Genomic DNA, 18,644 nt, shown 5'->3' with positions numbered 1-18,644 from the left:
AGCGAACGGAACCGGCGCTACCGATTTCGGACCTGTATGTGACTCAGATCACCCGCGGCTCGTCGTAAGGGAGGCCGGGCGAGCCGGTCCCATCCGCGTGCCGGTCCTCGCGGGGAGTGACCGGCACCCGGCGGGCATCCCTGGCCCGCCGGTGCGCGTGCTGCGCGGGTCGGCCCGGCCTTGGACTGCCACGAGGGGGGAGGGCCGACCCCGCAGACCCCGCCGACCCCGCCGACCCCGCCGACCCCGCAGCCCGTCCAACCAGGGTGTATAGGGTTGGCTCCCATGTCGCCACGCCGCATCGGGGTCATGGGGGGAACGTTCGACCCCGTGCATCACGGCCACCTGGTCGCCGCCAGCGAGGTCCAGTCGCGCTTCCGGCTCGATGAGGTGATCTTCGTGCCGACCGGTCAGCCCTGGCAGAAGTCCGAGCGGATCGTGTCGAAGGCGGAGGACCGCTACCTGATGACGGTGATCGCCACCGCGTCGAACCCGGTGTTCTCGGTGAGCCGGGTGGACATCGACCGCGGCGGCCAGACCTACACCGTCGACACCCTGCGCGACCTGAACGCCGAGTACCCCGACGACGAGCTGTTCTTCATCACCGGCGCCGACGCGCTGGAACAGATCCTGACCTGGCGTAACGCCGACGAGCTCTTCACGCTCGCGCACTTCATCGGGGTGACCAGGCCGGGCTACCACCTCAACGACCACCACCTGCCCAGTGGCAAGGTCAGCCTGGTGGAGGTCACCGCGATGGCGATCTCCTCGACGGGGTGCCGGGAACGGGTCCAGCACGGCGAGCCCGTCTGGTACCTCGTGCCAGACGGCGTCGTCCGATACATCGACAAGCGCAGGCTGTACCGGGCCCACCGGAGCTGACCGGCGTGCCGGGTGTTGCGGGTACTCTGCACCCCGGCCCATGTTCGATCCCGAAGGAGCACCGTGGCAGCGACGGCCGAAGCACGAGACCTCGCGACCACGGCCGCACACGCGGCCGCGGACAAGAAGGCGACCGACGTGGTCGTGCTGGACGTCTCGGACCAGCTGGTGATCACCGACGCGTTCGTCATCGCGTCGGCGCCCAATGAGCGCCAGGTCGGCGCGATCGTCGACAACGTCGAGGAGAAGCTCCGTGTCGCCGGGCACAAGCCGGTGCGGAGAGAGGGTGCCCGGGAAGGACGCTGGGTGCTGCTCGACTACGTCGACGTGGTCGTGCACGTCCAGCACCACGAGGAGCGTTCGTTCTACGGACTCGAGCGGCTCTGGAAGGACTGCCCGCGGATCGACGTCGCGGACCTGCCGGACGGCTCCATTGATTCGGCGAACCCGGGCGGCTCGGGTGAGGAGCCGGAGGACCGGTGAGCCTGCGGCGGCTGGTGCTGTGGCGGCACGGGGAGACGGACTTCAACGCGGTCGGCCGCATGCAGGGCCATCTGGACTCCGCGCTGACCGAGGTCGGCTGGAACCAGGCCCGGTTCGCCGCGCCCGCGCTCGCCAGGTTCGCCCCGGACCTGGTGATCGCGTCCGACCTGCGCCGGGCGACGGACACCGCGACCGTGCTCACCGACGCCATCGGCGTGCCGCTGCGGATCGACAAGCGCTTGCGGGAGACGCATCTCGGTGAATGGCAGGGGCTGACCGGCGCCGACGTCGACGCGCGTGCGCCCGGCGAGAGGGACCGCTGGCGCGCCGATGCCACCTGGGCGCCCCCCGGCGGCGAGTCACGCGTGGACGTCGCCGACCGGGCCTACGAGGTCGTCGCCGACCTGCTCGGCACCGACGAGGGCTACGAGACCGTGCTGCTCGCCGCCCACGGCGGCCTGATCCTCGCGCTGACCGCGCGCCTGCTGGAGCTGCCGGTCGCGTTCTGGCCCACGCTCGGCGGCATCGTCAACTGCCACTGGGTGGAGCTCGGCAGGCACCACGGCGGCTGGCGGCTGCACGCCTACAACGCCGGGATGACCGGGTAGGGCATGACGGGTGAGACGCCGCGGCTGCTGGTGTTCGGCGATTCGCTGAGCTTCCACGGTCCCGACGGCGGGTACGCGGCCGACGAGCCGCGGCTGTGGCCGAACGTCGCCGCCGCCCGGCTCGGCGGGAGCTCCGACCTGGTCGCCGGAATCGGCTGGACCGCCCGCGACGCGTGGTGGTCGCTCACCGGTGATCCGAGGGTGTGGGCGGAGCTGCACCGTGTCGACGCGGTCGTGCTGGCGGTGGGCAGCATGGACACGCTTCCCTCGCCGCTGCCGACCTACCTGCGGACCGGTTTGCGCTACCTGCGGCCCGACGGCTTGCGGCGGGCGGTCCGCGGTGCCTACCTGGCCGCCCAGCCCCGGCTGTCGGTCGCGCTGCGCGGCTGGCCTGCCGTGCTGCCGACGCGGCTCACGGTGCACTACCTGGAGATCGCGGTCGAGGCCCTGCGGACGCTGCGTCCCGGCCTGCCGATCGTGGGCTGGCTGCCGTCCGTGCACCGCGCGCCCTCCTACGGGTACGCGCATCCCGTCCGCGCGCGAACGGAGGCTGCCATCGTCGCGTGGTCCCGGCGAGCGGACGTGCCCGTGCTCGACGTGCCCGCCGTGGTCGGTCCGCACGTGCTGGGCGGGCACGGCAACCCGGACGGCATGCACTGGGGCTGGGACGGGCACGCGGCGGTCGGCTCGGCGATGGTGGACCTGCTCGCACCGCTGCTCGCGCCCGCGGCGCCGGCCAGGGCCCCGGCCGCTCCGGAACCGGGCACGTAGGCTGGCCCCGTGCCGGTCGCCGTTGTCACGGACTCCACTGCCCACCTGCCGGAGGGATTCGCCGAGCGGCACGCGATCCGGGTCGTCCCGCTGCACGTGCTCATCGACGGCGTCGCGGCGCTCGACGGCGTGGACGTCGGTCCCGCCGCGCTGGCCGAGGCACTCGGCAGGCGCCGGATCGTCACCACGTCCCGGCCCACCCCCGCGGCGTTCGCCGCCACCTTCCGTGAGGCGCTCGACGAGGGCGCGGACACGGTCGTCTCGGTGCACCTTTCCAAGAGGCTGTCGGGCACGTGGGAGGCCGCGGTGCTCGCCGCGCAGGAGGTCGGGCCCGACCGGGTTCGGGTGGTCGACTCGCGCACCACCGCGATGGGTCTCGGCTTCGCCGCCCTGCATGCGGCCGCCGTCGCGGCCGAAGGGGGGTCGGGGGAGGAGGTCGAGGCCGCCGCGGTCGCGGCGGCTCGCCGTTCCGAGACGCTGTTCGTGGTGGAGACCCTGGAGTACCTGCGCCGGGGCGGCCGGATCGGCGCCGCGGCGGCGCTGCTGGGCACCGCGCTCGCCATGAAGCCGGTCCTGCACATGGTGGACGGCGAGATCCGGCCGCTGGAGAAGGTCCGCACGATGAACCGGGCGACCAGCAGGCTGGTCGAGCTGGCCGTGCGGGCCGCAGGCGACGGCGTCGCCGAGCTGGCCGTGCACCACCTCGCGTCGCCGGAACGCGCCGTCGAACTGGCCAACAGGCTGCAGGAACGGCTGCCGGGCTCGTGCGGGTGCGTGGTGTCCGAACTCGGCGCCGTGATCGGCGCGCACACCGGTCCGGGCGTGCTCGGCGTGGTGGTGCAGCGGGAGGGCTGAACGGACGGCGTGCCGACCGCAGGCCGAACCGGCGAACGTAGCACCCCGTGCCGACGCCACCGGGCCACGCGGCTCCCGCGGGCGGGAGTTGTCCACACCGCCCCGCTCATCCACAGCCCGGCCGGTCGGCCCTGCCGGCGACGACCGCCCGCGGCCTAGCGTCGATCGTGTGTTCGAGCAAACGCATCGGCTGTCCACGGACGGCGAAGAAGCCACAGAAGCCACAGAAGCCACAGACACCGGAGATACCGCCGCGCAGCAGCGGCCGCACTCGTCACGGGTGCGGCTCGACCAGCTGGCGGCACGGCTCACCGGTCAGGGTCCCGGCCGCTCCGGCGGCCCGTCCCCTCCGCCCGCCGCCCGGGGCGGCCGTCTCGTCGAACGCTGGCTCCCGGCGGGTCCTGGCACGGGCGTCGCCGTTCGGCACCGGCGCCGGGTGGCCGTCGTCGCGGCCGTGCTCGGTGCCGTCGCCGTGGCGGTTCTGGCCGCGCTGCTACTCGTGGGAGACCCGGCCCACGAGGCCCCGCCGCCGCTGCCGGTCGCCCGCGAGGTTCCGGCCACCGGCACCACCGGCCCCGCATCCCCGACCGGCACGGATGCAGGGCCGCTCGTGGTCAGCGTGGTGGGCAAGGTCGTCTCGCCCGGGCTGGTCACGGTGCCCGCCGATGCACGCGTCGCCGACGCGGTACGGGAGGCGGGAGGCGCCGTGCCCGGCGCCGACCTCGCCACCATCAACCTGGCGCGACGGCTCACCGACGGGGAGCAGCTGTACGTGGGGGTGCCGGTGCCGCCGGAGATGCGGGCGCCGGGAGCCGTGCCCGGCGTGGCGGTGGACCCGGCTTCGGGCCCCGCGGCGGATGCGGCCGGTGCGATCGACCTGAACAGCGCGGGGGAGCAGGAGCTGGAGACGCTGCCGGGTATCGGGGAGGTCACCGCGCAGCGCATCGTGGAGTGGCGCACCCGGCACGGCCGGTTCGCTGCCGTGGAGCAGTTGCGTGAGGTCGACGGGATCGGGGACAAGCGGTTCGAGCGCGTGCGAGAGCACGTGAGCGTCCGGTGACGTGGCCGGTCCGCACCGCGGTTCCCGCCGAGCGGGTGCGCCGGCACGATCTGCGGCTGGTGCCCGCGGCGGTCACCGTATGGTTGTCGGCTCTGCTCGGCCTGCTGTGGGGCTGGTGGGCGAGCATCGCCTGCGCCACGGCGGGTGTGGTCGTCGCGACGATCGCGCTGTGGCGGGGCGCCTGCCGACGGTACGGAGTGGACACCGGAGCGCCGTCCCGGCGGGCGGGAGCCGTCGTGTTGCTGTTGTGCGCGCTGCTCGCCGCCGCTTCGCTCAGCATGCGGCTGGCCGCCGCGGAGCACGATCCGCTGCGCGGGTACGCGCAGCGAGGCGGCGAGGCCGAGCTTCGCGTGACGATCACGGAACGGCCCCGGGCGCTGCGCTCGCCGGGCTACGCCGGCCAGGCGGGTGGTGCGCGCTCGGTTCTCGTGCGTGCCGAGGCCGCCGGCGCCACCGTGCGGGAACGCGGCGTGCCGACCACCGGGCGGGTACTGCTCATCGCGCCGTCCGCGGGCTGGTCAGGGATGCTGCCCGGGCAGCAGGTCACGGCACGCGGCTCGCTGGTGCCGCCACGGCCGGGCGAGCTGACCGCGGCGGTCGTGTTCGTCCGTGGGCCACCGGAACGGCCGGGCGCCGCCCCCTGGTGGCAGCGGGCAGCCGAGTCGGTACGTGGCGCGCTGCGTTCCGTCTGCTCGGTGCTCTCCGAGGAACCGGCGGGACTGCTGCCAGGGCTGGTGGTCGGCGACACGAGCGCGCTGCCCGCACGGGTGGAACAGGAGTTCCTCGACGCCGGGATGTCACATCTGACCGCCGTTTCCGGTGCCAACATCGCGATCCTGTGCGGCGCGGTGCTGCTCCTGCTCCGGGCGCTGCGGTGCGGACCACGGTCGTCGGCGCTGGCCGCGGGGTGCGTGCTCGCCGGGTTCGTCGTGCTGGTGGGACCGGAGCCGAGCGTGCTTCGCGCCGGCGTCATGGGCGGGATAGCGCTGCTCGCGCTGCTGCTCGGGCGCGCCGGTTCGGCGCTGCCCGCGCTCGCCGCGGCGGTGTGCGTGCTCGTGCTGCACGATCCGGCGCTGGCCGTCAGCTTCGGCTTCGCGCTGTCGGTGGTGGCGACGGCGGGTCTGGTCCTGCTGGCGCCCCGGTGGGCGGCGGCGCTGTCCAGGCGGGGCGTGCCCGCCGGGCTCGCGGAAGGGCTGGCGGTGCCGCTGGCCGCCTTCCTGGTCACCGCTCCCGTGATCGCGGGCATGTCCGGCGAGGTGAGCACGGTCTCCGTGGTCGCCAACGTGCTGGCGGCCCCGGTGGTCGCTCCGGTGACGGTGGTGGGGGTGCTCGCCGCTGTGCTGGCGGTCTTCTGGCCGTGGGCGGCCGAGCTGCTGGTGCATCTCGCCGGTCCGGGCGTGAGCTGGCTGATCCTGGTCGCCCGCGAGGCCGCGGCCGTGCCCGGTGCGGTCCTGCCGTGGCCCGGCGGCTGGTGGGGCGGGTTGCTCGCGGTGGGCGCCGTGGTGCTCGTGGTGCTCGCGCTGCGGCACCGCCCAGCCCGGCTGCTGCTCGCGCTGGGGCTCGCCGCGGTCCTTCTGGTCCTCGTGCCGGTGCATGTGGTCGCGCCGTCCTGGCCGCCACCCGGCTGGGCGCTGGTCGCCTGCGACGTCGGACAGGGCGACGGGGTCGTGCTGTCCACCGGCGAGCCGGGGCGGGCGGTGGTGGTGGACGCGGGCCCGGAACCGGGGCCGCTGGACCGGTGTCTCGACCGGCTGGACGTCGACCGGGTGCCGCTGGTGCTGCTGAGCCACCTCCACGCGGACCACATCGGCGGCCTCTCGTCGATCTTCGAGGGCCGTGCGGTCGGGGCCGTCGCGGTGGGGCCGGGGCGCGTGCCGGCCTGGGCGTGGCGGCGGGTCGCGGCCGAGGCGGCCGGGCAGGGTGTGCCGCTGCTCGAACTGACCGCGGGTGACCGGCTGCGCTGGCGCGGCCTGCGGATCGACGTGCTCGGTCCGCGGTACGTGCCGCCACAGTCGGAGGAGGACGACGGCAGCGCCATCAACAACACATCGGTGGTGCTGCGCGCCGACACCCCGGCGGGCCGGGTACTGCTCACCGGCGATGTCGAGCTCGCGGCGCAGGCCGACCTGCTCGCCGCCGAGGTGGACCTGCGGGCCGAGATCCTCAAGGTGCCGCACCACGGCAGCCGGTTCACGGTCCCGGATTTCGTCAACGCGGTCGAGCCGAGGATCGCGGTGGTGAGCGTGGGCGCGGACAACGGCTACGGCCACCCGAACCGGACCACGCTCGGCATGCTCGCCGCCACCGGTGCGCTGGTGGCGCGTACGGACACCGGCGGCGACACGGCGGTCGTGGCCGACAGCCGGGGCCCGGCGGTGGTCCGCCGCGGCCGGGCTCGTGGACCTCCCCGCCATCCCGGACTGTGGGAACCTGTACCCGGACACAGGTGACGGTACGGAGAGACACGGAGAGAGAGGTGCGGATCATCGTCGATCGAGAGGCCACCGCGCGGATCCGGTCCGAGTACGACTCCTACGCTCCCCGGTACGACCTGGAGACCAGCTGGTACGACCGGCTCATGCTCGGCGACGGCCGCTCCTGGGCCTGCTCGCAGGCGCGCGGGGACGTTCTCGAGGTCGCGGTCGGCACCGGGCGGAACCTCCCGTTCTACCCGCCGGGCGCCCGCGTGACGGGGATCGACCTCAGCCCCGGCATGCTCGCGCTCGCCCGCGAGCGCGTCGCGGAGCTGGGGTTGCCGGTGGGGCTCGTGGAGGGCGACGCGCAGGCCCTCCCGTTCCCCGCCGCACGGTTCGACACGGTCATCTGCACGCTGGGCCTGAGCAGCGTGCCCGACGACCGGCTCGCGGTGCGCGAGATGCACCGGGTCCTCCGCCCTGGCGGGCACCTGGTCCTGCTCGGGCACGTCGCCAGCCCGCATCGCGTGGTCCGCGCCGTGCAGCGCGGGATCGAGCGGATCGCGGCCACCAGGGCGACCGACTCACAGTTCCGGGAGATGGTCGGCCCGCTTCGTGACACCGGTCTGGAGGTCGTCTACCGGCGAGCCGACCGCGGCGGCATCGTGGAGCGCGTCACGGCGGTCAAGCCACCCGCGTGAGGGTCAGCTGCCGAGTGCCTCGCTGACCGCGGCGGCGGACGGTGCGACCGTCGCCTTCGGGCCGATCCGGCCCTCGAGCGCGTCCAGGGTCTTCAGGCCGTCGCCGGTGATCAGCAGCACGGTCTCGGCGTCCGGGTCGATCTTGCCGCTGTCGATGAGCTTCTTCGCCGTCGCCACGGTGACGCCACCGGCCGTCTCGGTGAAGATGCCCTCCGTCCGGGCGAGCAGCCTGATGCCGTCGACGACCTCCTCGTCGCTGACGTCCTCGATCGAGCCGCCGGTGCGGTGGACGGTGTCGAGCACGTACGGGCCGTCGGCGGGGTTGCCGATCGCCAGCGACCGGGCGATGGTGTCCGGCTTGACCGGCTGGACCACGTCGTGGCCTGCACGGAACGCCGCGGACACCGGCGAGCAGCCGGTGGCCTGCGCACCGAATATCCGGTACGGGCTCTGCTCGACCAGGCCGAGCTCGCCCAGCTCACGGAAGCCCTTGTCGACCTTGGTCAGCTGTGAACCGGAGGCGATCGGCACGACGATCTGCTCCGGCAGGCGCCAGCCGAGTTGCTCGGCGACCTCGAAGCCGAGGGTCTTGGACCCCTCGGAGTAGTACGGCCGCACGTTGACGTTCACGAACGCCCAGCTCTCGTGCTCGGCGGCGAGCTGGGTCGCGAGCCGGTTCACGTCGTCGTAGTTGCCGTCGACGGCGATCAGCGCGCCGTCGTACACGGCCGTGGTGAGGATCTTCGCGCGCTCGAGGGAAGACGGGATGAGCACGACCGACTGCCAGCCTGCGCGCGCCGCGGCGGCGGCCACCGCGTTCGCCAGGTTGCCGGTGGACGGGCAGGCCAGGGTGTCGAAGCCGAACTCGCGGGCCGCGGCCAGCGCGACGGCGACCACGCGGTCCTTGAACGAGTGCGTCGGGTTGCCGGTGTCGTCCTTGACCCAGAGGCGCCGGACCCCGAGGGCCTTCGCCAGCCGGTCGGCACGCACCAGCCGGGTACAGCCGGGCTCCGTGTTCGGGATCTGCTCGACGTTCGACGGCACCGGGAGCAGCTTCTTGTAACGCCAGATGTTGCGCGGGCCCGCCTCGATGTCCTCCCGGCGGACACGGCCGAAGTCGTAGGCGACCTCCAGCGGCGAGAAGTCCTCCGCGGAGACGAACTCCGGGGCCAGCGGCTGGCGGTGGCCCTCCTCCTTGGAGACCAGTTCCACGGCCGGGCCGAGGTTGACGGAGCGCGTGGTGGTCGTGTCGAGGGCTGCGGTCATCGCGAGGTTCCTTTCCTCATCTGTCCCACTGGCGCGGGCCGGAATTGGCACCGTGATCGTCAGCTACCTCGCGGGATCGAGATGACAGGCTGACGCCGGTTGCCGGGGCTTCAACGGGCCGTTCCCTCTGCCCCTCTGGATGAGCGGTATTCAGTTGTGCCGGCCAAGGGAGCGCGCGGCTTTCCGGATATACCGTACGCCATCGCGATCGGATCCGGCCACGGGAATGCGGGCCAGGTCACCGTGGCAGGATCGACGACGTGACCGCGCCAGCCACCACGCCGCCGCCGCTGCACCTCGTGCTCGGCGAGGAGGAACTGCTCGTCGAACGCGCCGTCCGCGCCGCGCTCGACGCCGCGCGCCTGGCCGACGCGACCGCGGACCTGACCCGGGTCCGCGTGTCCGAGCTCACCGCACCGGCGCTGGCCGAGCTGGTGAGCCCGTCGTTGTTCAGCGAGGGCCGGGTCGTCGTCCTCGACGCCGCGCAGGAGATGTCCCAGGAGATCGCCGACGCCGTGCTCGCCTATGTCGCGAACCCGGCCGACGGCATCGTGCTCGTCGTCGTGCACAGCGGCGGCGGCCGCAGCAAGGCCGCCAAGTCGCTGCCCGCCGCGCTGCGCAAGGCCGGCGCCACCGTCACCGAGTGCCCGAAGATCACCAAACCGGCCGAGCGGGAGGCGTTCGTCCGCCACGAGGTCCGTAACGCAGGTGGCCGCATCGACGCCGCCGGGGTGATCGCGCTCATCGACTCGGTGGGCTCGGACCTGCGCGAGCTGTCCGCCGCGGCCGGTCAACTGGTGGCCGACTCCGGCGGCAGCGTCGACGAGGAGGCCGTGCGGCGCTATCACCGGGGCCGCGCCGACGTCTCCGGCTTCGCGGTCGCCGAGAAGGCCGTCGCGGGCGACCGGGCCGCTGCGCTCGAGACGGCGCGCTGGGCCCAGCAGATCGGGGTGCCGCACGTGCTGCTCGCCGACGCGCTCGCCGACGCCGTGCGCACGATCGCCCGGGTCTCCGCCGCCGGCCGCGGCAACCCGAACCAGATGGCCGGTGAGCTGGGCATGCCGCCGTGGAAGATCCGTAAGGCACAGGGCCAGTCGCGTGGCTGGAGCACGGCCGGCCTCGCCGACGCGATGCGGATCGCGGCGCGGGTGAACGCCGAGGTGAAGGGTGCGGCCGCGGACCCGGACTACGCGATCGAGCGCGCCGTGCTGGACATCGTGGCGGCCAGGGAGAAGCGCTGAGTGCCTGGTCACCTCTCGTGAGTGCGTACGCGAGTTAGAACACTGTTACGCACTCACGACCGATGACCTGCGGAAACCCCGGCGACCGGAGTCGCCGGGGTTTCCGCCGGGCAGGCGTCCGCTCGGCGCGGCGCCCGCTCTCGGTGCTGTCAGAGCTGGTTGGCCCGCTTGGCCATCGCGGCCTTCTTGTTCGCGGCCTGGTTGGCGTGGATGACGCCCTTGCCGGCCGCCTTGTCCAGCTTCCGGGCCGCGTCGCGCTGCAGTTCGATGGCCCGGTCCTTCTCACCGGCGTCGGCGGCCGCGCGGAACTTGCGGATCGCGGTTTTCACCGACGACCGGACCGACTGGTTACGCTGGCGCGCCTTCTCGTTGGTCTTGATGCGCTTCATCTGGGACTTGATATTGGCCACGCGGGCGCTCCTTCAGTCGTGTGTCGCTGGGTTCGTGCCGCGCTCTGCCGGCCCTGGCCGCCTCGTCCGGACGACGGCAGGTTTCCTCCATTGCGGAATGCCACACGGCAACGGCTGACCAGGGTACACGGCGTGTACGCAGGGTTCCGGAGCAGGGTGGGGAGGGCATTCGGTGAACGGCACGGCGCTGGTGCTCGTCCTGTCGGCCGCGATTGCCCCGGCATGAGAATCTTAGGCCATGGACGTGCTGAGCAGTCGCGTACTGGTCCACCCCACCGACCCCGCGGTGACGACGGCGTTCTACCGCGACACGCTCGGGCTGGCCATCTACCGCGAGTTCCCCGGCGGCACCGTGTTCTTCCTCGGCCAGGGCTTCCTGGAGGTGGTCGGCCGCGGCAGCGCGGGGCCCACGCCGGACGTGGCGCTGTGGCTGCAGGTCCGTGACCTCGCCGCGACCGTCGCCGAACTGCGGGCGAAGGGCGTCGAGCCCGATCGCGAACCGCGGCGGGAGCCGTGGGGCCTCGACGAGGCGTGGATCTCCGACCCGGACGGCACCCGCATCGTGCTCGTGGAGATCCCGGCCGACCACCCCCTGCGGACCGATGTCCGCACCGCGTAGCGCCGCGGGCCGGATCGCCCGCGCCCTGCTGTGGTGCCTGGCCCTGCTGCTCGTCCTGCTCGGCTGGGCCACCGTGTCCCGGTCGATCTCCGGGGGCGGGCCCGAGGTCGAGCGCGTGGGCACCGCGTCGGTGCACGAGTGCACCGAGTACGGCCCGGTCAGCCGCTACGGGCTCGGCACCACCTACCGCTGCACGGCGGACGTTCGCTGGTCCGACGGCGACACCGAGCGCCTCGCCTTCCCACCGGGCCAGCTTCGCCCGGGCGACGCGGGCAGCCCGGTGCCGGTGTATCTCGACGTGGCCGAGGGGCTCCGCGAGGAGTCGTCGCTCGGCCGCAACGACAGCGCCCGTTTCGCCGCACTGGAACTGCCAGTCACGATCGCGTTCGGCTTCGCCGCGGTGGCCGCAGGGATCGGCGCGCTGCACGCGGGCTACCGCGTGTTCCGGCCCCGGGCTCGGAGTGGGCGCAGTGGTGAGGGGCGCAGTGGTGAGGGGCGCAGTGGCGGGGCACCGCGCGCCCCGGCCCGCAGTACCAGCCCGATCGAGCAGCGGCGGACACACCAACGGGTGGCCGCGGCCTGGCCGCTGGACGACGAGGACCGCGAGGCCGCCCCGGTGCCCCGGCTGGTGCTGCGGTTACGGCTGCTCGGCGCCTGGTGCGGCCTGGTCGCGCTCGCGGTGCCGCTGGCCACCGTGCCGCGCTTCGACGCGCCCCGGGCCCGGGACTTCGTCTCGCCGTGGCCGCAGATCGAGCGGGCACTGCTGGTGGACCCGCCGGCGACGGCCGTGGTGATCGTCGGGCTCGCGCTGGCGGCCCTGCTGCTCACGATGGCCGGAGCCGCGCGCCGGGACGCGGCACGGCTGTTCCGGTACGGACCGGCGTACCTGGCGCGCGACGACTCGGGGAAGGGATCGTCGGAGAAGAAGGCCGGCGCACGGCTGCGGCAGGCGGAGGCAACGCGCCGCCGGGATCGGCTGACCGGGCTGGCAGCCGGGTTATCGTTCATCGCGCTGGCCGCGTGGGCGGCCGCGTGGGCGGCCGTGCGTGCCGCCGGGGTGGTGCCGTCGGCGGCCCCGCCTGCGGTGTGGCTGGCCGCTGCGAGCCAGGCCGGGCTGCTGGCCCTGCTGGCGGTGGTGTGGCTGGCCACGACGGAGACCAGGCACCGCAGGCTCGAGCTGCTCCTCGCGCGTTTCCGGGACACCGATCTCACGGCATCCGGAACCGTCGGCGGGAGCGCCACGTCGTAGCACGCGAAAGGGAAGGGATAAGGGTGGCAGCCGAAGGCATGGGACGCGCCGAGCAGTGGCTCGCCGACTACACCCGCAGGGTCGGTGACATCCAGCGCCGCGCGGAGCAGACGCAGGAACAGATCAAGAACGTGCGAGCCAGAGCCGCGAGCGAGGACGGCACGGTGTCGGTCGTGCTCGCCCCCGGCGGGCGCCTGGAGAAGCTCGAACTGACCCCCCGCGCCCTCGAACTGGGCCACGACCGGCTCGCCGCGACCATCACGCGGACCATCCAGGCCGCACATGCCGACGCCGCCGCGCAGACCCAGGACGCGCTGTTGCCGCTCGTCGGCGAGTCGGATGCGATGGAGTTCTTGCGTGAGCAGGTGGGCACCGCGCTCGAGGAGGAGCCCGAACCGGCGGCGCGGGAGGACGAGGCGGGCGGCAGGCCCCGCACGTCCCGCGGTGACGACCGCGACAACGACAACGACGACGGAGAGTCCTTCGGTGGCTCGATTCTGAGGTGAACGAATGGGACAGGGATTCAAGTCGACGCCGGAGGATCTGGCCACGCACTCGGCGACGGTGGACAAGCTGGGTGAACGGCTGACCAAGGCCGGTGAGACGGGCGGCGGTGTCGATCTCGGCATCGAGACGTACGGGATCATCGGCCAGGCGTTCAGCGGCGACGCGCGCGAGCAGATCGCCGAGACGGCCGAGGCGATCAAGGAGATGGGCAGCGGGCTGACCGACTTCGGCGAGGGCGTGAAGGCGGCAGGCGAGCACTACCGGCAGATCGAGACCGAGATCCGCGATCTGCTCGACAAGTTCGGGGGCCAGTGATGGTGGACACGGCGGGCGCGGGGATCATCGACACGGTCAACACCGCCGCGCAGGATCTGGACAATCCCGAGGACTGGGCGATGGACGGCGTCGCGCTCGGCCTCGACGCGCTCGGCTTCGTCGCCAACCCGCTCGGCGGGCTGCTCAGCGCCGGGATCGGCTGGCTGATCGAGCATCTCGACTTCCTCAGGGAGCCGCTGGACGACCTCGCCGGTGATCCGGCGAAGATCAACGAGGTCGCCGCCGTCTGGGGCGAGCAGGTCCGCTCGGACGTCGGGCAGATCGCCGCCGACTACGAGAGGGCGCTCGCCACGGAGATCGCCAGCTGGGAGGGTGACGCGGCCGACCGCTACCGGGAGACGGCGGGGCAGATCGTCGAGCAGATCCGGGCGCTGGAGAACGCCTCGACCAGCGTGTCGAACGCCGTACAGGGGTCCGGGGTGCTGGTCGCCACGGTGCGCGCCATCATCCGGGATCTGATCGCCGATGTGGTGTCCGAGATCGTCATCGCCGCGGCCGCGGCGCTGGCCAGCAGCTGGTTCACCCTCGGCGGCTCGATCGCGGCGTTCACCGGATGGGCCGTCGCTCGCGGAGCCGCCACGGCGGGCAAGATCGCCGGCAAGATCTCCAAGCTGCTGATGAAGCTCGCCAACATCCTGAGCAGGTTCCGCAAGCTTCGCGGGGCGGTGCAGGCACTGGGCAAGATGTCCAAGCGCTTCGGCGACACGGCCAAGACGCTCGGCCGGACCGCAGGCCGCCACGGGCAGGCGCTGCGCCAGGTCGAGAACACGATGGGCGACTGGAGCGGCGTGCTGAAGAACAAGCTGCCGGACAGCGTCGGCAACCTGGCCGACAAGGTGGACGGCGCGTTCGCCAAGCGCAACCGCGACGGCTTTGCCGACACGATCGACCCGGGCAACATCGGCAGGGTCGGGGTCTACGAGGCCGCGAAGGAGGGCTCGAACGCCGACGAGAACTACGAGAAGGCCGCGCAGGAGTCCAGGGAAGGGAAGTAGCCGCCGGTCAACGCGGCGCGTGCGCACGCAGCTGCGCCGCGCGCGCCGCCGCCCGGCCGGGCGGGTCCCATACCCAGGTCTGCAGATCGGTGAACCCGGCCGCCGCCAGTTCCCGCGCGAGCTCGTGCCGGGGCACCGGCAGCCACTTCTCGTGCGCCGAGAGCACCAGGCGGCCACCGGGACGCAGCACCCGGAGCAGTTCCGCGTACGCCGCGGGCCGGTCCTCCCACAGCTGGACGCTGTTCACGCTGAGCACCACGTCGACCGAGCCGGTCTCCTGGCCGGTGTCCTCGGCGGAACCGAGCCGGAGCCGCACCGTGCCGTCCGCGACCGCGCTCGCGCATCGCTGCCTGCACTGTTCGAGCATCTCCTCGGACGGGTCCACGGCGATCGCCAGGCTCGCGCGCTCGGCGGCGGCGGCCAGTCCGATCCCGGGCCCCGGCCCGAGGACGAGCACCGTCTCGTCCGGTGCGAGGCCGGCCACCTCGACCACGTGCCGCTCGGTCGCCGCGTTGCCGCGGGCCATCACCGCCCCGCCGATCCGGCCGAGCAGGCCGCGCGGGTGGCCGAACGTCCGGTCCAGCACCTGGGCTAGCTGAGTACTCATACTTCGAGGTCAACACAGCGCCGCGAGATTCGCATCGGGGATGACCCGGAGATCCGGCTCGGCCGCATGGGAACATGGAGGTCGCCACCCCCGACCGATCGAGGAACCCGAGTGACAGTGACACGTCTGTCCGACACGACCTTCACGCCACCGGAGCTGATCCGGAACTTCTGCATCATCGCGCACATCGACCACGGCAAGTCGACGCTGGCCGACCGGATGCTGCAGCTCACCGGCGTGGTGGAGGAGCGGGCCATGCGGGCCCAGTACCTCGACCGGATGGACATCGAGCGCGAGCGGGGCATCACGATCAAGGCGCAGAACGTGCGCCTGCCCTGGAACGTCGACGGCCAGGACCACGTCCTGCACCTCATCGACACGCCGGGGCACGTCGACTTCACCTACGAGGTCTCGCGGGCGCTGGCGGCGTGCGAGGGCGCCATCCTGCTGGTGGACGCCGCGCAGGGCATCGAGGCCCAGACGCTGGCGAACCTGTACCTGGCGCTGGAGAAGGACCTGCACATCATCCCGGTCCTCAACAAGATCGACCTGCCCGCCGCCGAACCGGACAAGTACGCCGCCGAGCTGGCGCACATCATCGGCTGCGAGCCGGGCGACGTGCTGCGGGTGTCCGCGAAGACGGGCGAGGGCGTCCGGGACCTGCTGGACCAGGTGGTGCGGCAGGTGCCGCCGCCGGAGGGCGACGCCGACGCGCCCGCGAGGGCGATGATCTTCGACTCGGTCTACGACACCTACCGTGGTGTCGTGACCTACATCAGGGTCATGGACGGCAAGATCACGCCGCGCGAGCGGATCCGGATGATGTCCACCAACGCCACCCATGAGCTGCTCGAGGTCGGCATCATCTCGCCGGAGCCGAAGGCCAGCAAGGGGCTGGGCGTCGGCGAGGTGGGTTACCTGATCACCGGGGTGAAGGACGTCCGGCAGTCCAAGGTCGGGGACACGGTGACGGCCGAGCGCAAGGGTGCCACGGAGCCGCTGCCCGGCTACCGGGAGCCGCAGCCGATGGTCTTCTCCGGGCTGTACCCGGTCGACGGCTCGGACTACCCGGTGCTGCGCGACGCGCTGGAGAAGCTGCAGCTCAACGACGCCGCGCTGAGCTTCGAGCCGGAGACCTCGGTCGCGCTCGGGTTCGGCTTCCGGTGCGGCTTCCTCGGCCTGCTGCACCTGGAGATCACCCGTGCCCGGCTGGAGCGCGAGTTCAACCTCGACCTGATCTCCACCGCGCCGAACGTGGTGTACGAGGTGTATCTGGAGGACGGGACGGAGCGGATCGTCACCAACCCGTCGGACTGGCCCACCGGCGGCAAGATCGCCGAGGTGCACGAGCCGGTCAGCAAGGTGACGGTCATCGCGCCGTCGGAGTTCATCGGCGCGATCATGGAGCTGTGCCAGGGCAAGCGCGGTCAGCTGCTCGGCATGGACTACCTCTCCGAGGAACGCGTCGAGCTGCGGTACCAGCTGCCGCTCGGCGAGATCATCTTCGACTTCTTCGACGCGCTGAAGTCACGCACTCGCGGCTATGCCTCGCTCGACTACGAGGAGGCGGGCCAGCAGACCGCCGACCTGGTCAAGGTGGACATCCTGTTGCAGGGCGAGCCGGTGGACGCGTTCTCCGCGATCGTGCACAAGGACGCCGCCTACGCCTACGGCAACCGGATGGCGACCAGGCTGCGCGAGCTGATCCCGCGCCAGCACTTCGAGGTGCCCATCCAGGCGGCGATCGGTTCGCGGATCATCGCCCGCGAGAACATCCGCGCGATCCGCAAGGACGTGCTCGCCAAGTGCTACGGCGGCGACATCTCGCGTAAGCGCAAGCTGCTGGAGAAGCAGAAGGAAGGCAAGAAGCGGATGAAGACGGTCGGGCGGGTCGAGGTGCCCCAGGAGGCCTTCGTCGCGGCCCTGTCCACCGAGAGCGTCCCGGACAAGGGCAAGGGCAAGAAGTAGGCCGCCCGCCCGCCTCGTGAGTGGCTACGCGAGTGAGAACTCGTGTGCGCACTCACGAGGGCCACGGGCTCAGCCGTTGCCGCTGATCCTGGCCGCCTCGACGAACACCGCGGCGCGGCGCTCCTCGGCCATCACCCGGTCGTACTCGCCCCAGTTGTCGTGCGTGCCACCCGCCGCGGTGAACACGTCCCGCAGCAGGCGGGGCACGCCGTCGGCGAGGAAGTCGGGGTCAGGGTCGTCCGGCCCGATCAGCCGCACCGGCCCCTGCACCGAGACCCACTCCCAGCCCCGGCGGAACACGACGGTGGCGTGCCCGGAGCGTCGCAGGTGCTCCAGCTTGCGGGTGCCGCCGCGGGCCACCAGGCCGACGCTGGTGTTGCCGGACACCGGATCGGGGAGCACGCCCGCGTTGACGACGGAGGCGTGCACGGTGCCGTCCGGACGGGTGGTGGCGATGGTCGCGAGACCGTTCTCCGCGGCCGCGAGGCGGCGGACGAGGGCGAGATCGGCAGGCATGGAGCCCAGCGTAACGGCCACCCGCTCGTTTCTCAGCCGCGCGGAAGCGGCGTGGATATGACCGAGTCGTGGCGGCCTGGTGGCGGTTCGTACGCTTGGCGCATGTTCGACAGCTTGCGCGTCCCCGTGATCGTCGCGCCGATGGCCGGTGGCCCCTCCACGCCGGAGCTGGTGGGCGCGGCCACGCGCGCCGGCGCCTTCGGTTTCCTCGCCGGCGGCTATCTGAGCGCGGCGGCGCTGGTGGGCCAGATCGAGCGGACCAGGGAGCTGACCGGTGGCGAGTTCGGGATCAACCTGTTCGTGCCCGGTATCCGCTCTACTGTGGACACCCGCCCGTACGCAAGGCGGCTGCTGGAGGAGGCGCGGCACTTCGGCGTCGAGCCGGGAGATCCGCGCTGGGACGACGACGCCTACGCGGCCAAGATCGACCTGGTCGTCGAGCGGCGGATTCCGGTGGTGTCGTTCACCTTCGGCACGCCGATCGAGGCCGACATCGCACGGCTGCACGAGGTGGGCAGCAAGGTGCTCGTCACGGTCACCACTCCCGAGGAGGCGCGGCACGCGGCCGCGGCGGGTGCGGACGGCCTGTGCGTGCAGGGATTCGAGGCCGGTGGCCACCGCGGCCTGTTCACCGACGACCCGGAGTCTCCGGCGGGCGGCGACGTGTACGGCCTGCTCGCCGTGCTGCGCCTGGTGTCGGCCGTGACCGACCTGCCGCTGGTCGCCGCGGGTGGGCTTGTGCACGGCGCCGACGTCGCCGCGGCGCTGGTCGCGGGTGCCACCGCGACGCAGCTCGGCACGGCCTTCCTCAGGGCCGACGAGGCGGGTACCCATCCGGTGCACCGGCGGGTGCTCGCCGAGGCGGACCGGCCGACCGCGTTCACCAGGGCGTTCAGCGGGCGCCCCGCCCGGGGACTGGTGAACCAGTTCTCCCGCGAGCACTCCGAGCACGCGCCACCCGCCTATCCGCAGATCCACCACATGAGCAAGCCGATCCGCTCCGCCGCCGGGGAGGCGGGCGACCCGGAGGCGATGTCGCTGTGGGCGGGGCAGGCCTATCCCGCCGCCGGCTCGGGCCCGGCTGCGGAGATCATCGAGAGACTGTGCGTACAGGCACAGGAGGCGCTCGGCCGGGGCGGGAAGCTGTTCGGCTGAG

General features: G+C 72.7%; 20 protein-coding genes and 1 riboswitch. Of the genes, 16 read left to right on the top strand and 4 right to left on the bottom strand.

Annotated elements, in window-relative coordinates:
• Window positions 1-285 precede the first annotated feature (285 nt).
• The 8 genes from nadD (at window position 286) to JAP66_RS28475 (ending at window position 7,774) form a co-directional block, all read left to right on the top strand.
• On the top strand, window positions 286-882 hold the full coding sequence (gene nadD, locus JAP66_RS28510; protein WP_199434951.1) for a nicotinate-nucleotide adenylyltransferase: 597 nt from the start codon (window positions 286-288) through the stop codon (window positions 880-882).
• Between the two features lie 63 nt (window positions 883-945).
• Entirely contained in the window at window positions 946-1,365 is a 420-nt protein-coding gene (gene rsfS / locus JAP66_RS28505; RefSeq protein ID WP_199434950.1) for a ribosome silencing factor, read from the top strand.
• The gene (locus JAP66_RS28500) at window positions 1,362-1,973 is read left to right on the top strand and encodes a histidine phosphatase family protein (RefSeq protein ID WP_199434949.1); all 612 of its coding nucleotides are present in this window, start codon (window positions 1,362-1,364) and stop codon (window positions 1,971-1,973) included. The genes rsfS and JAP66_RS28500 overlap by 4 nt, the downstream gene beginning before the upstream one ends.
• Before the next feature lie 3 nt (window positions 1,974-1,976).
• Entirely contained in the window at window positions 1,977-2,744 is a 768-nt protein-coding gene (gene octT / locus JAP66_RS28495) for a diglucosylglycerate octanoyltransferase (protein ID WP_199434948.1), read from the top strand.
• Window positions 2,745-2,753: 9 nt separating this feature from the next.
• Window positions 2,754-3,599 carry a DegV family protein gene (locus JAP66_RS28490; protein WP_199434947.1) on the top strand — a complete coding sequence of 282 codons (846 nt, stop codon included), beginning with the start codon at window positions 2,754-2,756 and terminating at the stop codon, window positions 3,597-3,599.
• 169 nt (window positions 3,600-3,768) lie between these two features.
• Window positions 3,769-4,659 (top strand): helix-hairpin-helix domain-containing protein, encoded by an 891-nt coding sequence (locus JAP66_RS28485; RefSeq protein WP_307849756.1) that lies wholly within the window; start codon window positions 3,769-3,771, stop codon window positions 4,657-4,659.
• Window positions 4,656-7,109 carry a ComEC/Rec2 family competence protein gene (locus JAP66_RS28480; protein ID WP_307849755.1) on the top strand — a complete coding sequence of 818 codons (2,454 nt, stop codon included), beginning with the start codon at window positions 4,656-4,658 and terminating at the stop codon, window positions 7,107-7,109. Before JAP66_RS28485 ends, JAP66_RS28480 begins: the two co-directional genes overlap by 4 nt.
• Window positions 7,110-7,135: 26 nt before the next feature.
• Window positions 7,136-7,774 carry a class I SAM-dependent methyltransferase gene (locus JAP66_RS28475; protein WP_307849754.1) on the top strand — a complete coding sequence of 213 codons (639 nt, stop codon included), beginning with the start codon at window positions 7,136-7,138 and terminating at the stop codon, window positions 7,772-7,774.
• 3 nt (window positions 7,775-7,777) lie between these two features.
• Here JAP66_RS28475 and thrC read toward each other — a convergent pair whose 3' ends face one another.
• Window positions 7,778-9,040: a threonine synthase gene (gene thrC / locus JAP66_RS28470; RefSeq protein ID WP_199434946.1), complete on the bottom strand. Its 1,263-nt coding sequence runs from the start codon at window positions 9,038-9,040 to the stop codon at window positions 7,778-7,780.
• Window positions 9,041-9,053: 13 nt separating this feature from the next.
• Window positions 9,054-9,186, bottom strand: a riboswitch (SAM riboswitch).
• A gap of 114 nt (window positions 9,187-9,300) precedes the next feature.
• Between thrC and holA the strand changes: the two genes are divergently transcribed.
• Window positions 9,301-10,281, top strand: coding sequence for a DNA polymerase III subunit delta (gene holA / locus JAP66_RS28465; RefSeq protein ID WP_199434945.1), 981 nt, complete (start codon window positions 9,301-9,303; stop codon window positions 10,279-10,281).
• A 149-nt stretch (window positions 10,282-10,430) separates the two neighbouring features.
• Here the strand turns inward: holA and rpsT are convergent, their stop codons facing one another.
• The gene (gene rpsT / locus JAP66_RS28460; RefSeq protein WP_199434944.1) at window positions 10,431-10,691 is read right to left on the bottom strand and encodes a 30S ribosomal protein S20; all 261 of its coding nucleotides are present in this window, start codon (window positions 10,689-10,691) and stop codon (window positions 10,431-10,433) included.
• A gap of 238 nt (window positions 10,692-10,929) precedes the next feature.
• Between rpsT and JAP66_RS28455 the strand changes: the two genes are divergently transcribed.
• Genes JAP66_RS28455 through JAP66_RS28435 form a run of 5 tightly spaced genes read left to right on the top strand, consistent with a single transcriptional unit; the run spans window position 10,930 to window position 14,397 of the window.
• Window positions 10,930-11,310 carry a VOC family protein gene (locus JAP66_RS28455; RefSeq protein WP_199434943.1) on the top strand — a complete coding sequence of 127 codons (381 nt, stop codon included), beginning with the start codon at window positions 10,930-10,932 and terminating at the stop codon, window positions 11,308-11,310.
• The gene (locus JAP66_RS28450; RefSeq protein ID WP_199434942.1) at window positions 11,294-12,559 is read left to right on the top strand and encodes a DUF6346 domain-containing protein; all 1,266 of its coding nucleotides are present in this window, start codon (window positions 11,294-11,296) and stop codon (window positions 12,557-12,559) included. The genes JAP66_RS28455 and JAP66_RS28450 overlap by 17 nt, the downstream gene beginning before the upstream one ends.
• 23 nt (window positions 12,560-12,582) lie before the next feature.
• Window positions 12,583-13,065, top strand: a complete 483-nt coding sequence (locus JAP66_RS28445; protein ID WP_307849753.1) for a YbaB/EbfC family nucleoid-associated protein — start codon at window positions 12,583-12,585, stop codon at window positions 13,063-13,065.
• Window positions 13,066-13,069: 4 nt separating this feature from the next.
• Window positions 13,070-13,381: an enolase-like domain-containing protein gene (locus JAP66_RS28440; protein ID WP_199434941.1), complete on the top strand. Its 312-nt coding sequence runs from the start codon at window positions 13,070-13,072 to the stop codon at window positions 13,379-13,381.
• Window positions 13,381-14,397, top strand: coding sequence for a WXG100 family type VII secretion target (locus tag JAP66_RS28435; RefSeq protein ID WP_199434940.1), 1,017 nt, complete (start codon window positions 13,381-13,383; stop codon window positions 14,395-14,397). Before JAP66_RS28440 ends, JAP66_RS28435 begins: the two co-directional genes overlap by 1 nt.
• A 7-nt stretch (window positions 14,398-14,404) precedes the next feature.
• On the opposite strand, the gene JAP66_RS28430 is transcribed toward JAP66_RS28435, so the two are convergent.
• Window positions 14,405-15,004, bottom strand: a complete 600-nt coding sequence (locus JAP66_RS28430) for a class I SAM-dependent methyltransferase (protein WP_199434939.1) — start codon at window positions 15,002-15,004, stop codon at window positions 14,405-14,407.
• A gap of 117 nt (window positions 15,005-15,121) precedes the next feature.
• On the opposite strand from JAP66_RS28430, the gene lepA reads away from it, so the two are divergent.
• Window positions 15,122-16,972 carry a translation elongation factor 4 gene (gene lepA / locus JAP66_RS28425; RefSeq protein WP_372449020.1) on the top strand — a complete coding sequence of 617 codons (1,851 nt, stop codon included), beginning with the start codon at window positions 15,122-15,124 and terminating at the stop codon, window positions 16,970-16,972.
• Between the two features lie 69 nt (window positions 16,973-17,041).
• Here the strand turns inward: lepA and JAP66_RS28420 are convergent, their stop codons facing one another.
• Entirely contained in the window at window positions 17,042-17,488 is a 447-nt protein-coding gene (locus JAP66_RS28420) for a pyridoxamine 5'-phosphate oxidase family protein (RefSeq protein WP_199434937.1), read from the bottom strand.
• Between the two features lie 102 nt (window positions 17,489-17,590).
• Between JAP66_RS28420 and JAP66_RS28415 the strand changes: the two genes are divergently transcribed.
• Window positions 17,591-18,643 (top strand): NAD(P)H-dependent flavin oxidoreductase, encoded by a 1,053-nt coding sequence (locus tag JAP66_RS28415; RefSeq protein ID WP_199434936.1) that lies wholly within the window; start codon window positions 17,591-17,593, stop codon window positions 18,641-18,643.
• The last annotated feature ends 1 nt before the right edge of the window (window position 18,644 follow it).

It is taken from the genome of Qaidamihabitans albus, from assembly GCF_016464705.1.
GTDB classification, from domain to species: Bacteria; Actinomycetota; Actinomycetes; order Mycobacteriales; family Pseudonocardiaceae; genus Qaidamihabitans; species Qaidamihabitans albus.
This window is presented reverse-complemented; position numbering and strand designations above follow the sequence as displayed.

What these genes read in the sequence shown, in the direction of transcription:
- JAP66_RS28440 (WP_199434941.1), top strand. Translation starts at nt 13,070, where the DNA reads ATGGGACAGGGATTCAAGTCGACGCCGGAGGATCTGGCCACGCACTCG.
- nadD (WP_199434951.1), top strand. Translation starts at nt 286, where the DNA reads ATGTCGCCACGCCGCATCGGGGTCATGGGGGGAACGTTCGACCCCGTG.
- octT (WP_199434948.1), top strand. Translation starts at nt 1,977, where the DNA reads ATGACGGGTGAGACGCCGCGGCTGCTGGTGTTCGGCGATTCGCTGAGC.
- JAP66_RS28430 (WP_199434939.1), bottom strand. Translation starts at nt 15,004, where the DNA reads ATGAGTACTCAGCTAGCCCAGGTGCTGGACCGGACGTTCGGCCACCCG.
- thrC (WP_199434946.1), bottom strand. Translation starts at nt 9,040, where the DNA reads ATGACCGCAGCCCTCGACACGACCACCACGCGCTCCGTCAACCTCGGC.
- JAP66_RS28420 (WP_199434937.1), bottom strand. Translation starts at nt 17,488, where the DNA reads ATGCCTGCCGATCTCGCCCTCGTCCGCCGCCTCGCGGCCGCGGAGAAC.
- JAP66_RS28450 (WP_199434942.1), top strand. Translation starts at nt 11,294, where the DNA reads ATGTCCGCACCGCGTAGCGCCGCGGGCCGGATCGCCCGCGCCCTGCTG.
- JAP66_RS28455 (WP_199434943.1), top strand. Translation starts at nt 10,930, where the DNA reads ATGGACGTGCTGAGCAGTCGCGTACTGGTCCACCCCACCGACCCCGCG.
- JAP66_RS28435 (WP_199434940.1), top strand. Translation starts at nt 13,381, where the DNA reads ATGGTGGACACGGCGGGCGCGGGGATCATCGACACGGTCAACACCGCC.
- JAP66_RS28415 (WP_199434936.1), top strand. Translation starts at nt 17,591, where the DNA reads ATGTTCGACAGCTTGCGCGTCCCCGTGATCGTCGCGCCGATGGCCGGT.